Below are 14,747 nucleotides of genomic sequence, written 5' to 3'. Positions count from 1 at the left end.
GCCCCGACGACCACCACCCGGTCCGTCCGTCCAGTCACCGTCCGCACGGGACCACCTCCTTGCTCAAGTCGCTCATCAGGCCCGCCGGTTGGCAGCGGCGGTGGCCAGACCGGTCAACGCGGTCCGCGCCGTCTGGTCCACGGGTGCGGCGTCGAGCGCGGCCAGCGCGTCGCTGACCCGCTCGGCGATCATCTGCTCCACCCGGGTCACCGCGCCGGTCTCGGCGACCAGCTCGGCGAGCGTGTCGACCGATCCGTCGGCGGCCCGCTCCAACGCCGTGAGCTGGGCCGGCGTGGCCAGCTCACGGGCCAGCATGAGCAGCGTGGTCGGCTTGCCGGTGCGGAGGTCGTCCCCGGCCGGCTTGCCGGTCGCCGCCGGGTCGCCGTAGACGCCGAGCAGGTCGTCGCGGAGCTGGAACGCTTCGCCGACGGCCAGGCCATAGCGGGTGTACGCGGAGACCAGCGGGTCGTCGGCGGGCACCCCGGCCAGGCTGGCACCGAAGAGCAGTGGTCGCTGGACGGTGTAGCTGGCGGTCTTGTAACGAGCCACCCGTAGTGCCCGGTCGACCGACCAGCTGCCGGGGTCGTTCTCGCCGAGCACGTCCAGATACTGCCCGGCGACCGTCTCGACCCGCATCTGGTCGTAGCAGCGGCGCACCTCGAAGAGGCGCGTCGACGGCACCGAGGCGTGGGCCAGCAACTGGTCGGCCCAGACCATGCAGAGGTCGCCGATGAGCACGGCGACGGCCTCACCGAACCGGCCGGGATCACCTCGGTGGCCGGCGGCGGCGTGCTGTTCGGCGAGCGCGACGTGCGCGGTGGGCCGGCCGCGGCGGGTGGTGGACGCGTCCATCACGTCGTCGTGCACCAGCGCGAAGGTGTGCATCAGCTCCAGCGCGGCCAGCGCGGGCAGCACGGGTGGCAGCGGCGCGGTGCCACCGACGGCCCCGCGCCACCCCCAGTAGGCGAACGTGGAGCGGATCCGCTTGCCGCCGGTCAGGACAGCCTCCCGCGCGGTGGCGGCGAACCTGCCCATCGATGCGTCGATGTCGTTGAGGGCGTCGACCTCGGCGGTGAGGAAGGTGTCCAGGGTCGCGTCGACCGCTGTCACCAGATCGTGGGTATAAGCAGCCAGAACGGCGCGGACCGGATCGTCCCCGTCCCCTGGCCCGGTCGGCGCCACGCGGGTCACGTTGCCCGCAACTGCGTCGTTGGCCATGCGGCTGAGCGTACCCTAGGCTACGAGTTGCGTCGATTGGTGCGTCGATAAATGGAGGAGGGTCGGTGGAAACTGATCTCACCGCTGCCTATGACCGGTGCCGTGAGCTGCACAAACGCCACGGCCGCACCTACTATCTCGCCACCCGCCTGCTCCCCGCTTGGAAACGACGACATGTGCACGCTCTCTACGGGTTCACGCGGTACGCGGACGAGATCGTCGACCGCACCGAGGACCTTCCGCCGGCCGAGCGGGCCGCTCTGCTGGACCGCTGGGCCAGCCAGTTCGTGGCCGGTCTGCACGGCGCGCCCGTCGATGACCCACTGTTGCCGGCCGTGCTGCACACGATCGCCGTCTTCGATCTCGACCGGGACGACTTTGCGTCGTTTCTGAAGAGCATGGCGATGGACCTGACCGTCACCGCGTACCCGACCTACGACCACCTGCTCGACTACATGGAGGGCTCGGCGGCGGTGATCGGCACCATGATGCTGCCCATCCTGGGCAGCTCCGACCCGGTGGCGGCCCGGGAGCCGGCCCGGCAACTCGGCTTCGCCTTCCAGCTCACCAACTTCATCCGGGACGTCGCCGAGGACCTCGACCGGGGCCGCACCTACCTGCCGGACGAGGACATGGCGAAGTTCGGGGTCACCCGCGAGGAGTTGGCCGAGGCCCGCGCCCGGGGCCGCGTCACCCCCCGGATCCGCGAGCTGATCGAGTACGAGGTGACCCGCGCCCAGGCCCACTACGCCGCCGCCGCACCGGGTATCACCATGCTGGCGCCCGCCTCGCAGGCCTGCATGCGCACCGCGTACGCCCTCTACGGCGGCATCCTCGACGAGGTGGCGGCGCAGGACTACGACGTCTTCGCCCGGCGGGCCCTGGTGCCGCAGCGGCGACGTATGGCGGTGGCCGCGCGGGCCCTGCTCAGCTCGACCGGTACGCCGGTCGTCATCCCCGGGCCGACGATCCAGCCGGAGAGCCGGTGACCGCGAGCACGGCGATCGTGCTCCTCACCCGCGACCTGCGGGTGCACGACCACCCGGCGCTGGCCACCACCTGTGCGGCCTTCGACCGGGTGGTACCGCTGTACGTGCTCGACCCGGCGCTGGCCGACCTCTCCGCCAACCGCACCCGCTTCCTGCACCAGGCCCTCGCCGACCTGCGCGACCAACTCCGTGAGCGTGGTGGCGACCTGGTGGTCCGGCACGGCGACCCGGTGGCCGAGACGATCCGGCTGGCCGACGAGGTCGGGGCCACCGCCGTCGCGCTCTCGGCCGACGTCAGCCACTACGCCGGCCGCCGGGAGCGGCGACTACGCGCCGAGTGCGAGCGGCACCGGCTGCACCTGCGACTGTTTCCCGGGTTGACAGTGGTCGAGCCGGGCGCGTTGCGGCCCGGCGGCGGCGGCGACCACTACCGGGTGTTCAGCCCGTACCACCGGGCCTGGGCCGCCAACCGGTGGCGCGAGGAGTTGGCCGCGCCGCACCGGATCGCGCTCCCCGATCAGGTACGCGTGGGCCGGCTGCCGGCGCTGCCAGCCGGCGACTCGCCGGAAGCGGCCGTCGGCGGCGAGCGGATCGCCCAGGCGCGGCTCGCCGACTGGTTGCCCGACCTGACCCGGTACGGCGATCAGCACGACGACATGGCCGGCGACGACACCTCCCGACTCAGCCCGTACCTGCGCTTCGGCTGCGTGTCGCCGCTGGCGGTGGCGAACCGCGCCGGGGACCGGTCCGGCCCGTTCGTCCGGCAGCTCTGCTGGCGGGACTTCTACTACCAGGTCACCGCCGCCTTCCCGGAGATCTCGGCCGCGGCCTATCGGCGGGGTGCCGCCGAGCAGTGGCGCTACGACGACGACGCGTCGGCGGCCTGGACGGAGGGACGCACCGGGATGCCGATCGTCGACGCCGGGATGCGGCAGATGCTGGCACAGGGCTGGATGCACAACCGGGCCCGGCTGATCACCGCCGGTTACCTGACCAAGCACCTCGGGCAGGACTGGCGGTCCGGGGTGGCGGTGTTCTTCCGCTGGCTGCTCGACGGGGATGTGGCGAACAACTCCGGCAACTGGCAGTGGGTCGCCGGCACCGGCAACGACACGAAGCCCTACCGGGGGTTCAACCCGGTCCGGCAGGCCGAACGGTACGACCCGGACGGCGACTACGTGCGCCGGTGGGTGCCGGAGCTGGCCGCGGTGCAGGGCAAGGCCATCCACCAACCGTGGCGGCTGCCCGAGGCCCTGCGCCAGACGCTCGACTACCCACCGCCCCTCTCGGTGCCCGACACCGACCCCGTCTGGCTGCGCTGATCAGAGCACCGAGTGCAACACCTCGACCAGCTCGTCCACCCGGTCGTGCTCGGCGAGGTGCGCCGTGGCGTACGCGAAGGTGTAGCCGCGCTCGGGGTCGGCCCACGCGCTGCTGCCGCCGATGCCGCCCATGCCCCAGCTGCCGTCCGGCTCCCATTGCATACCCAACGTCCAGCGGGCGTCGCGATCCAACACCAGGTCCGGCCCGTCGTACTGGACCCGGGTCGCCTCCGCGACCAGCTCCGGGCTGAACAGCCGAACCCCGTCCAGGACACCACCGGCCAGCAGGCCGGCGTAGAGCCGGGCCAGGCCGGGAGCGGTGGCGTGCAGGTTGACGGCCGGTATCTCGGCGCTCCGCCACAGCGGACTGTTCAGCACGGCCAGGTCCAGCCCGCCGGCCGGGTTGCCCAGCGCCCGGGCCCGCAGCGAGCCTGGCTCACCGAGCGCCCGGGTCGGCCACCCCGGGTCGCCGTACCGCAGGTCCGCGCAGCGCAACTGGTCCGCCTCGGTCAACCCGAAGGCGAGATCGAGTTGCCACCGGTCGGCGATCTCCTCGGCCAGGAATCGGCCCACCGACCGCCCGTCGACGCGGCGGACCACCTCGCCCACCAGGTGCCCGTACGACCAGGCGTGTTCCCCGGCGACAGTGCCCGGCGCCCACTCGGGGTCGGCGGCGGCCAGGTCGCCGGTGAGCAGCGCCCAGTCGGCGATCGCGGCGGCCGGTCGGGGCACCGGGAAGGCCGGCAGCCCGGCGGTGTGCGACAACACCTGACGCACTGTGGCGGGAGTGTGGAACTCCGGCCAGTACCGGTCCACTGGCGCGTCGAGATCGACAGTGCCCCGGTCGACGAGGAGCAACAGGCAGAGCGCGGCCACCGGCTTGCCGACCGAGTAGACGTTCACCAGCGAGTCCGGCAGCCACGGTTCGCCGCCCGGCCCGTGGCCGCTGCGGGAGCCACCGGTCAGGTCCACGACCGGCTGCCCGTCGTACCAGATGGTCAGGGCGGCGCCGGTTTCCCGGCCGGAGGCGAGCAGGTCGTGGAAGCAGTCCCGTACCGGAGCGAAGCGTGCGTGCATCCGGCCACGGTAGGCGTCCGGGCTGGTGCGCGCGCCGACATTTCCGCCGACCCCGGTGGTTGGGGTGGTGCCGCTGGGGGATGCTGTTCGGTGTGGCGGAACCGGAGCTGGTGGATGTGGTCGTGGTCGGGCTCGGGGTCGGTGGCGAGGAGGTGGCCGAGCGGCTCGCCGAGGCCGGCCTGAGCGTCGTCGGCGTCGAACGGGGTCTCGTCGGCGGGGAGTGCCCGTACTGGGGCTGCATCCCGAGCAAGATGATGATCAGAGCGGCCAACGCGCTCGCCGAGGCCCGCCGGGTCGACGGGCTCGCCGGGACGGCGCAGGTCCAGCCGGACTGGGCGCCGGTGGCGAAGCGGATCCGCGAGGAAGCCACCGACACCTGGGACGACACGGTCGCGGCGGAGCGGTTCGTCGGCAAGGGTGGTCAACTCGTGCGGGGCAGCGGCCGGCTCGACGGCCCGCGCCGGGTCCGCGTCGGTGACCAGGTGTTCGAGGCCCGACACGGGGTGGTGCTGGGCACCGGCACCCGCCCGTCGGTGCCGCCGATCGACGGCCTGGCCGACACGCCGTACTGGACCAACCACCAGGCGATCGAGGTCGAGGAGCTGCCGGAGTCGCTGCTCGTGCTGGGTGGCGGCGCGATCGGCCTGGAGTTGGCGCAGGTCTTCGCCCGCTTCGGGGTCCGGGTCACAGTGGTCGAGGCGCTCGACCGGGTGCTGGCCATCGAGGAACCCGAGGCGTCCGAGGTCGCCGCCGCGGCGTTGCGCGCCGACGGCGTGGAGATCCACACCGGGGTACGCGCCGAACGGGTCGAGCACGACGGGGCCAGATTCACCCTGCGCGGTGGTGGCGGCGCGGAGTTCACCGCCGACCGGCTGCTGGTGGTGACCGGACGCAAGGCCCACCTCAGCGAGCTGGGCCTGGACACGATCGGCCTGGACGCCAGCCAGCGTTACCTCCCGGTCGACGACCGTCTGCACGTCACCGACCACGTCTGGGCAGTCGGCGACATCACCGGGGAGGGTGCCTTCACGCACATCGCCATGTACCAGGCGGGGATCGTGGTCGCCGACATCCTGGCCCGCGCCCGGCAGGCGAAGGCGGGCGCGGACGCCAGCGGCACCTCCAGCGTGGTCGGCGGAGCGATGGGCGCGTCCAGCTCGCTGGCCGCCAGCGGATCGAGCGGGTCGGCCGGCACCATCCCGCGAGCCGACTACCGCGCGCTGCCCCGGGTGACCTTCACCGATCCCGAGATCGGCGCGGTCGGGCTCACGGAGCAGCAGGCCCGCGAACGCGGCATCAACGTGCAGGTGGGTTTCACCGCACTGAGCAGTTCGACCCGGGGCTGGATCCACCGGGTCGGCGACGACGGCTTCATCAAGGTCGTGGCGGACGCCGACCAGGGCGTGCTGATCGGCGCGACCTCGGCCGGCCCGGCCGGCGGCGAGGTGCTGTCCGCGCTGGTGGTGGCGGTGCACGCGGCGGTGCCGCTGAGTCAGCTCCGACACATGATCTACGCGTACCCGACTTTCCACCGGGCCATCGAAACCGCCCTACGCGACCTCTCCTGACCCCAGCCCTGCCGGAGGACAGCAAGCGCAGCGCATTTTGCTGTTCATTTCTTTCATCCAGGTGACGTACGATTGCGACCGTGACCAAGCGGTTGACTGAAGTTGCCAAGAAGGCGGGCGTCAGCGAGGCCACCGTCAGCCGGGTGCTCAACGGCCGTGACGGGGTCTCCGAGGCGACCCGCACCGCAGTGCTGACGGCGCTGGACGTGCTCGGTTACGAGCGGCCGACCAAGCTGCGCGGCGAACGCGCCCGGCTGGTCGGGCTGGTGCTGCCCGAGTTGCAGAACCCGATCTTCCCTGCACTGGCCGAGGTGGTCACCGGCACTCTCGCCCAGCGCGGCTACACCCCGGCGCTCTGTGCCCGCACCATCGGCGGCGTCTCCGAAATGGACTATGTGGAGATGCTCCTCGACCACCAGGTCTCCGGGGTGATCTTCGCCGGTGGCTCGTACGCGCTCGCCGACGCCCGACACGACCACTACCGCCGTCTGACCGACCGGGGGCTTCCGGTCGTGCTGGTCAACGCAGGTGTGGACGAGTTGGGTTTTCCCCGGGTCTCCACGGACGACGCCGTGGCGGTGGAGCAGGCGTACGGGCACCTGCGCTCGCTCGGGCACGAACGGATCGGCATGGTGCTCGGCCCGGAGGGGCATGTGCCGTCGCGGCGCAAGCTCGACGCGATGGTCCAGGCTGCCGGCTGGGACGAGGGCGACGCCGAGTGCGTCGAGCGTTCCAGCTTCTCGATGGAGGGTGCGCGGGTCGCGGCGACGAAGTTGGTTGAGCGGGGCGTGACCGGCATCATCTGCGCCAGCGACGTGCTTGCGCTGGGCACGATCCGGGCGGCCCGACGGCTGGGCCGTTCGGTGCCGGCGGACGTGTCGGTGGTGGGTTTCGACGACTCCGCCTTCATGACGTGCACCGACCCGCCGTTGACCACGGTGCGGCAGCCGATCGAGACGATGGGGCAGGCCGCCGTGGATCTGCTGGTCACCCAGATCGAGGGTGCCGGCGTCCTTCAGGACGAGCTGCTGTTCGAGCCGGAGTTGGTGGTGCGGGGTTCCACCGCGCCCGCCCCCGGCCGCTAGGCACCACACCGAACGACGCTTCGGCCGTCGACCGCCTCTCGCGGTCGGCGGCCGTTTTCGTCGTTGCTCACCCTCGTCGACATCGACCGCGCCGAATGAACGGCCATAAGCTAGCAATAGCCTACAAACCGGGCTGCTTTCAGTCCTTTGCCAGCATCTGTCGTCATCACGTCGCGTCCTTTCGGAACAGGGTCGATACCTTGCCGAAATGAGTCGGCCTCGCTACAGTGACTCCACTCACACCTGGCTCCGACGCAGCTACTGGGCGTCAGGTCGTATCACCGCAGATCAGCGAAGGTCATTGGAGACACCCGTTCCCGAAGGGATGGACAGATGTCCGTACCGCAATACCGAAAGGCTGCGGCGGTTGCGCTCGTGGCCGGCCTGGGGCTCAGCCTCACGGCATGCTCCACGAAGAGCGACGACAAGGGCTCGAACGCCGGCGGCAAGGTCACCATCACGGTCGACTGCCAGCCGGTCGGCGCCCAGAAAGAGCTGTTGAAGAACTGGAACGACGACGTCGCCGAGTTCCAGAAGCAGAACCCGGACATCACCATCAAGAGCGTCAGCGTCGGCGAGCAGTGCAACAACCCGCCGGACTTCACCGCCCGCCTCGCCGGGGGCACCGTGACCGACGTCTTCTACGGGTACATGACCGATCTCCAGCAGGTGCTCGACTCCGGTCAGGCGATGGACATCAGTCAGCACGTCAACAAGGACGCGATCCCGACCTGGGACAGCGTCGACCCGGCGCTCAAGGAGGTCTTCACCGACGGCGGCAAGCTCTACGCCGTTCCGGTGAAGAACTACTCGATGGGCCTGGTCTACAACAAGGCCCTGTTCCAGCAGGCCGGGCTGGACGTGAACAACCCGCCCAAGACCTGGGCCGAGGTCCGTGCCGCCGCCAAGAAGATCTCCGCCCTCGGCAACGGCATCGCCGGCTACTCGGAGTACAGCGCCGGCAACACCGGCGGTTGGCACTTCACCTCCCTGCTCTACTCGCAGGGCGGCAAGGTGCTGAGCGAGGACGGCAAGAAGGCCGACTTCAACAACCCCATGGGCAAGCAGGTGCTGCAGAACCTCAAGGACATGCGGTACGGCGACAACAGCATGGGCGCCCGTCAGCTGCTCCAGTGGGGCGACCTGCTGACGAACGCCGGCGCGGGCAAGGTCGGCATGTTCATCGGCGCGCCGGACGCCACCCAGGCCATCGTCAGCCAGTTCCAGGGCAAGTTCCAGGACTGGGCGATGGCTCCGCTGCCCGGGCAGGACGGCGCGGCCAAGGGGACGCTCGGCGGTGGAGAGGGCTACTTCTTCAAGAAGGACCTCACTCCCGAGCAGGTCAAGGCCGGTTTGAAGTGGGTCGCGTACCAGAAGCTCACCCCGGGCAAGGGCCAGTTCGACTACGTCCGGGCCAAGCCGCAGAACTACCCGGTGGGTCTGCCCCAGCCGCTGCTCTTCGCCAACGGGAGTGACGCGCAGAAGCAGGAGCTGGAGCTGCGTAAGGCGAACGCGAACGTCGACACGGCGAACTTCGCGCTCTTCGAGGCGACCCCGGTCCCGATCAAGGGTGAGCCGCGCAACGCCCAGGCGGTCTACGCGGTCCTCGACGCCGCGATGTCCGGTGTGCTGACCAACCCGAACTCGAACATCGACGCGCTGCTCAAGACCGCCGAGGAGAAGGTCAACCAGCTCCTCGCCGCCGAGAGCTGACCGATCGTGTGGGGGTCGGGACGCCGACCCGACCCCCACGCCACTCGCACCACATCTCGACGTCACCGACTCACCCAGGAGTTGCCTTGGCGATCACCACCGTCCCGGAGACCCCCAGGAAACCGGGCCGCCCGCCGTCGCCGTACTCGGCGAGGCCGCAGCGCACCAGCCTCGGCCGCAAGGTACGGGACAACCTGACCGGTCACGCGTTCCTGATCGGGGCGGTGCTCTGCTTCGTCGTCTTCTCCTGGTACCCGATGATCCGCGGCATCGTCATGAGCTTCCAGCGGACCCGGCGCGGCGAGACGACCTGGGTGGGCTGGGACAACTACTCCCGCATCATCGCCGACCCCAGCTTCTGGACGGCCTGGCAGAACACGTTCTACTTCACGGTGCTCGCGCTCGCCCTCGGCTACGTGGTGCCGTTCTTCGTGGCGATCCTGCTCAACGAGTTCCGGCACGCCAAGGGGTACCTGCGGATCCTGGTCTACCTGCCGGTGATGCTGCCGCCGGCCTCCGCGCTGTTCCTCTTCAAGTTCTACGCGTACGACCCCAGCGAGGCCGGGCTCTTCAACGCGATCCTCAAGGCGCTGCACCTGCCCACCTCGCAGTGGATGCAGTCGCCCGAGATGACGATGCCGGCCATGGTGGTCGCGTCGACCTGGATGAACATGGGCGGCGCGGTGCTCATCTACCTGGCGTCGTTGCAGAACATCCCCGGTGAGCTCTACGAGGCCGCCGAGCTGGACGGCGCCGGGATCTGGCGGCGGATCGTGCACGTCACGATCCCGCAGACCCGGCTCATCCTCGCGCTCCTGGCGATGCTCCAGATCGTCGCCACGATGCAGCTCTTCATCGAGCCCCTGATCCTCGCCAACGGTGCGGGTGCGGAGGACTCCGCGACCTCGGTGGCGTACCTCATCTACCAGCACGGGTTCTTCCAGAACGACCTCAACGGCGCCGCCGCGCTGGGCGTGATCATGCTCGTGGTGCTGGCCGGCTTCTCCGCCGTGTACGTGCGGCTGACTGCGAAACAGGACTAGGACGGCGAGGAATGGCACAGGATTCCGGAACCCGGACCCTCATCTCCCACTCCCAGTTGAGCCGGGGGCGCGGCAAGGTCATCTACTGGACGCTGCTGGTCGTTGTCGTGGCGGGGTTCACGCTCGTGTTCCTCGGCCCGCTCTACTGGATGGTCACCGGCGCGCTCAAGTCCGGCCAGGAGATCGCGCAGACCCCACCCTCGCTGTTCCCGAAGGACCCGCAGCCGCAGAACTACATCGACGCCTGGAACAACCTGGCCCTCGCCAAGCTGCTGTTCAACACCTTCTACTACGCGATCGGCGCGGTGCTGTTCCAACTGGTCTTCGACAGCGCGGCGGCGTACTCGTTGTCCAAGCTTCGGCCGATGTTCGGCAACGCGATCCTCGGACTGATGCTGGCGACGCTGATGATCCCGGCGATGGTCCTCATCGTGCCGCAGTACGTGACGGTGCTCGACCTGCCGATCCTGCACATCAACCTGCTGGACTCACCGTTCGCCATCTGGCTGCCGATGGTCGCCAACGCGTTCAACATCTTCCTGCTGAAGCGGTTCTTCGACTCGATCCCCGAGGAGCTGATGGCCGCCGCCCTGATGGACGGGGCGTCGTCGCTGCGTACGCTCTGGTCGATCATCCTGCCGCTGTCGCGTCCCATCCTCGGCGTCGTCTCGATCTTCGCCGTGACGGCGGTGTGGAAGGACTTCCTCTGGCCGAAGCTGGTCATGCCCTCGCCCGAGACCCGGACGGTGAGCGTCGGCATCTACACCTTCGCCGGCGGCACACCGATGAACGTGGTGATCGCCGCGTCGGTCATCGCCGCGATCCCGACGGTCATCATCTTCCTGATCTTCCAACGGAACATCATGTCCGGTCTGACCACGGGCAGCATCAAGGGATAACCACCACCGCATCCTTCCGCGCGGCGAACAACGACCGTTCGCCCGACACATGACCAGGTCCGGCGAACCCGCCGACGTACTGACGCAGAAAGCAGGTGCTCGTGTCCACAGCTGACAGAAGTCCGTGGTGGCGTGGAGCCGTGATCTACCAGGTGTATCCCCGGAGCTTCGCCGACGGTAACGGCGACGGCATCGGAGACATCGCCGGCATCCGGTCCCGGCTGAACCACCTGTCCGCGCTCGGCGTCGACGCGATCTGGTTCAGCCCCTGGTACCCGTCCCCGATGGCGGACGCCGGCTACGACGTCTCCGACTACCGCGACATCGACCCGGTCTTCGGCACCCTGGCCGAGGTGGAGGCGCTGATCGCGGAGGCGCACACGCTGGGCATCCGGACCATCGTCGACGTGGTGCCCAACCACTGCTCCGACGCGCACCCCTGGTTCCAGGCCGCGCTCGCCGGCGGACCCGGCGCGCCCGAACGGGACCTGTTCTGGTTCCGACCCGGCCGGGGCCCCAACGGCGACGAGCGACCCACCGACTGGATCGGCGAGTTCGGCGGCGAGACCTGGACCCGCACCACCAACCCGGACGGCACCCCCGGCGACTGGTACCTGCACCTGTTCGCCCCCCAGCAGCCGGACTTCAACTGGGACCACCCCCGGGTGCGGGAGGAGTTCGAGGACATCCTGCGGTTCTGGTTCGACCGCGGCGTGGACGGCATCCGGATCGACTCGGCCGGACTCCTGGTCAAGGACGGAACGCTGCCCGAGGTCCGCGAGGACCAGCCGCACCCGTTCCACGACCTCGACGGCGTGCACGACATCTACCGGGGCTGGCGTCGGGTCGCCGACGAGTACGCCGACCGGGCGCTGATCGGTGAGGTGTGGCTGCCGGACCGGCAGCGGTTCGCCAACTACCTGCGCCCGGACGAGCTGCACGCCGCGTTCAACTTCGACTTCCTCGGCTGCGCCTGGGACGCCGCGGCGCTGCGGGAGAGCATCGACGGGACACTGAGCGCGCACGCGCCGGTCGACGCGCCGGCCACCTGGGTGCTCTCGAACCACGACGTCACCCGGCACATCACCCGCTACGGTCGCGCGGACACCCGGTTCAGCTTCGCCGCCAAACGCGAGGGCACCCCCACCGACCTGGAGCTGGGCACCCGCCGGGCCCGCGCCGCCGCGCTGCTCTCGCTGTCGCTGCCCGGTGCCGCCTACGTCTACCAGGGCGAGGAACTGGGCCTCTACGAGGTCGAGGACATCCCGTACGCGATGCGGCAGGACCCGATGTGGGAGCGGTCCGGCCGGATCGACCCCGGTCGGGACGGCTGCCGCGTACCGCTGCCGTGGGCCGGGGACGAGCCGCCGTTCGAGTTCAGCCCCGAGGGTGCCGCGGCACCCTGGCTGCCGCAGCCGGCCGACTGGAAGGAGCGGACAGCCAGCGCGCAGACCGGCGACTCGGCCTCGATGCTGGAGCTGTACCGGGCGGCGATCCAGGCCCGGAAGGCCGACCCGGCGCTCGGTGATGGTGAGCTGACCTGGTTGCCCGCCCCGGACGGGGTGCTGGCGTTCAGCCGCGGTGGCGGCTTCACCTGCCTGGTCAACCTGTCTCCCGCGCCGGTGCCGATGCCAGCTCAGGGGGAGTTGCTGCTGGCCAGCGGGCCGCTCGACGACGGGTTGCTGCCGTCCGACACCGCGGTCTGGCTGCGTACCGCCGAATCAACCGACGGGCCGCGCGCGGCGGACGGCCCGGCCTGACCTGACTCTGCTCGCCGTGGTGCCGGCGGCCCGTCCCGGCCGCCGGCACCACGCCACCAGGAAGGGAGAACCGAGGGAGGACGCGCGACACCGCACCGACACGGGGGGATCTGGCCTGCCTGACGAAAGGGAGAGCGCAGCTCATGGCCAACCACACCACCGGCACCCCGCACCACCTTCGACACCCCACCCGGGCAGGGTTGGCCGCCATCGCCGCCACCCTGCTCGCCGCCACCTCGGTCACCGCCCTCGCGGTCACCGGCACCGCGACCCCTGCCTCGGCGGCGGGGTTGTCCCCCTTCGACATCCCCAACCGGGGCGCCACCGTGCCGTTCGTCGAGCACGAGGCGGAGAAGGTCGCCCACAACGGCACAAAGATCGGCCCGGACCGGCGCTACGGCACGCTGCCGTCCGAGGCGTCCGGTCGGGAGGCGGTCACCCTCGACGCCGTCGGCGAGTACGTCGAGTTCACCCTCACCGCCCCGGCCAACGCTGTCACCTTCCGGTACAGCCTGCCGGACAACTCGGCCGGCACCGGCCGGGACGCCACCATCGACCTGCGGGCCAACGGTTCGCTCCTGAAGTCGGTCCCGGTGACGTCGAAGTACGGCTGGTACTACGGCGGGTACCCGTTCAACAACAACCCGGGTGACACCAACCCGCACCACTTCTACGACGAGACCCGGGCACTGTTCGGCAGCACCCAGCCGGCCGGCACGAAGATCCGGCTCCAGGTCTCCTCGACGGCGCAGTCGCCCACGTTCACCATCGACCTGGCCGACTTCGAGCTTGTCGCGCCGATCGCCAAGCCCTCCGGTGTCATCGACGTGGTCACCGACTTCGGCGCGGACCCGAGCGGCGCTACCGACTCGACAGCGAAGTTCCAGGCAGCTGTCGACGCCGGTAAGGCCCAGGGCCGGGCGGTCTGGATCCCGACCGGCACCTTCACCCTCTGGGACCACGTGGTGGTCGACGGGGTGACACTGCGTGGCGCGGGCCCCTGGTATTCGGTGCTCGGCGGCCGACACCCCACCGAGCGGAACAGGTCCGTCGGCATCTACGGCAAGTACGTCCCCGGTGGCGGCTACACCGGGCCGGTCCGCGCACACGAGGCGAACGGGCCCAGCCGCAACGTCACGCTGCGGGACTTCGCCATCATCGGCGACATCCGGGAACGGGTCGACGACGACCAGGTCAACGCCCTGGGCGGGGCGATGACCAACTCGGTGGTGGACAACCTCTGGCTGGAGAACACCAAGGTCGGGGCGTGGATGGACGGCCCGATGGACAACTTCACCATCCGCAACAGCCGGATCCTGGACCAGACCGCGGACGGGGTGAACTTCCACACCGGCGTGACCAACTCGACGGTGACCAACACGTTCGTCCGCAACACCGGCGACGACGCGTTGGCGATGTGGGCGCAGAGCGTGCCGAACGTCAACAACTCCTTCACCCACAACACCATCGGGGTGACCCTGCTGGCGAACCACCTGGTCAGCTACGGCGGTCGGGACATCAAGATCACCGACAACGTGACGGCCGACTCGCTGACCAACGGCGGTGGCATCCACGTCGCGAACCGCTACCCCGGCGTGCAGGGAGCGACCGGAGTCCAGGGCACCTGGACGATCGCCCGGAACACGTTGATCCGTAACGGCAACTCGGACTACAACTGGAACTTCGGTGTCGGGGCGATCTGGTTCTCCGCGCTCAACGAGGCGTTCCAGAACCCCACAATCAACATCACCGACACCGACATCCTGGACAGCTCCTACGCGGCGCTGCACTGGATCGAGGGCCAGACCAACGGGATCAACCTCAACAACGTACGAATCGACGGCGCCGGAACGTACGCGCTCCAGGTGCAGGCGAACAGCCAGGTGTCCTTCACCAACGTGCGGGCCACCAACATCGCGCAGAGCAACCCGATGCACAACTGCGTGGGCGCCGGCTTCCAGATCACCCAGGGCTCCGGTAATTCCGGCTGGTACACCCCGACCCCGTACTGCGGCCCGTGGCCGAACCCCCAGTGGGGTGGCGGACCCACCTCGCCGCCGCCCACCACCCCAC

Annotated in this window: 11 protein-coding genes; 9 read left to right on the top strand and 2 right to left on the bottom strand. The window is 69.9% G+C overall.

The genetic code is table 11. From position 1 onward, the window contains the following. Window positions 1-75: 75 nt before the first annotated feature. Window positions 76-1,218 carry a polyprenyl synthetase family protein gene (locus DLJ58_RS30890; RefSeq protein WP_124861872.1) on the bottom strand — a complete coding sequence of 381 codons (1,143 nt, stop codon included), beginning with the start codon at window positions 1,216-1,218 and terminating at the stop codon, window positions 76-78. A gap of 65 nt (window positions 1,219-1,283) precedes the next feature. Between DLJ58_RS30890 and DLJ58_RS30885 the strand changes: the two genes are divergently transcribed. Both DLJ58_RS30885 and DLJ58_RS30880 read left to right on the top strand, forming a co-directional pair. Beyond that, window positions 1,284-2,207 (top strand): phytoene/squalene synthase family protein, encoded by a 924-nt coding sequence (locus DLJ58_RS30885; RefSeq protein WP_124861870.1) that lies wholly within the window; start codon window positions 1,284-1,286, stop codon window positions 2,205-2,207. After that, window positions 2,204-3,529, top strand: coding sequence for a cryptochrome/photolyase family protein (locus DLJ58_RS30880; RefSeq protein ID WP_124861867.1), 1,326 nt, complete (start codon window positions 2,204-2,206; stop codon window positions 3,527-3,529). Before DLJ58_RS30885 ends, DLJ58_RS30880 begins: the two co-directional genes overlap by 4 nt. Here the strand turns inward: DLJ58_RS30880 and DLJ58_RS30875 are convergent, their stop codons facing one another. Next, the gene (locus tag DLJ58_RS30875) at window positions 3,530-4,606 is read right to left on the bottom strand and encodes a serine hydrolase domain-containing protein (RefSeq protein ID WP_124861864.1); all 1,077 of its coding nucleotides are present in this window, start codon (window positions 4,604-4,606) and stop codon (window positions 3,530-3,532) included. Between the two features lie 80 nt (window positions 4,607-4,686). Here DLJ58_RS30875 and DLJ58_RS30870 point away from each other — a divergent pair, with 80 nt between their 5' ends. The 7 genes from DLJ58_RS30870 to DLJ58_RS30840 all read left to right on the top strand — a co-directional run. Beyond that, on the top strand, window positions 4,687-6,174 hold the full coding sequence (locus DLJ58_RS30870) for a dihydrolipoyl dehydrogenase family protein (protein ID WP_167493758.1): 1,488 nt from the start codon (window positions 4,687-4,689) through the stop codon (window positions 6,172-6,174). 80 nt (window positions 6,175-6,254) lie between these two features. Beyond that, window positions 6,255-7,259, top strand: a complete 1,005-nt coding sequence (locus tag DLJ58_RS30865; protein ID WP_112677526.1) for a LacI family DNA-binding transcriptional regulator — start codon at window positions 6,255-6,257, stop codon at window positions 7,257-7,259. Window positions 7,260-7,592: 333 nt separating this feature from the next. Then, window positions 7,593-8,972: an ABC transporter substrate-binding protein gene (locus DLJ58_RS30860; protein WP_124861858.1), complete on the top strand. Its 1,380-nt coding sequence runs from the start codon at window positions 7,593-7,595 to the stop codon at window positions 8,970-8,972. An 86-nt stretch (window positions 8,973-9,058) separates the two neighbouring features. After that, on the top strand, window positions 9,059-10,015 hold the full coding sequence (locus tag DLJ58_RS30855; protein WP_124821582.1) for a carbohydrate ABC transporter permease: 957 nt from the start codon (window positions 9,059-9,061) through the stop codon (window positions 10,013-10,015). A gap of 11 nt (window positions 10,016-10,026) precedes the next feature. Beyond that, window positions 10,027-10,914, top strand: coding sequence for a carbohydrate ABC transporter permease (locus DLJ58_RS30850; protein WP_124861855.1), 888 nt, complete (start codon window positions 10,027-10,029; stop codon window positions 10,912-10,914). Window positions 10,915-11,054: 140 nt separating this feature from the next. After that, the gene (locus DLJ58_RS30845; protein WP_244219203.1) at window positions 11,055-12,674 is read left to right on the top strand and encodes a glycoside hydrolase family 13 protein; all 1,620 of its coding nucleotides are present in this window, start codon (window positions 11,055-11,057) and stop codon (window positions 12,672-12,674) included. 143 nt (window positions 12,675-12,817) lie between these two features. Continuing rightward, the coding region (locus DLJ58_RS30840; protein WP_124861850.1) for a glycosyl hydrolase family 28-related protein at window positions 12,818-14,747 on the top strand (1,930 nt) is incomplete at its 3' end.

Source organism: Micromonospora arida, assembly GCF_003857035.1.
Classification (GTDB): domain Bacteria; phylum Actinomycetota; class Actinomycetes; order Mycobacteriales; family Micromonosporaceae; genus Micromonospora; species Micromonospora arida.
Note: the sequence above shows the minus strand (reverse complement) of the source record. Positions and strands in the feature narration are given on the sequence as shown.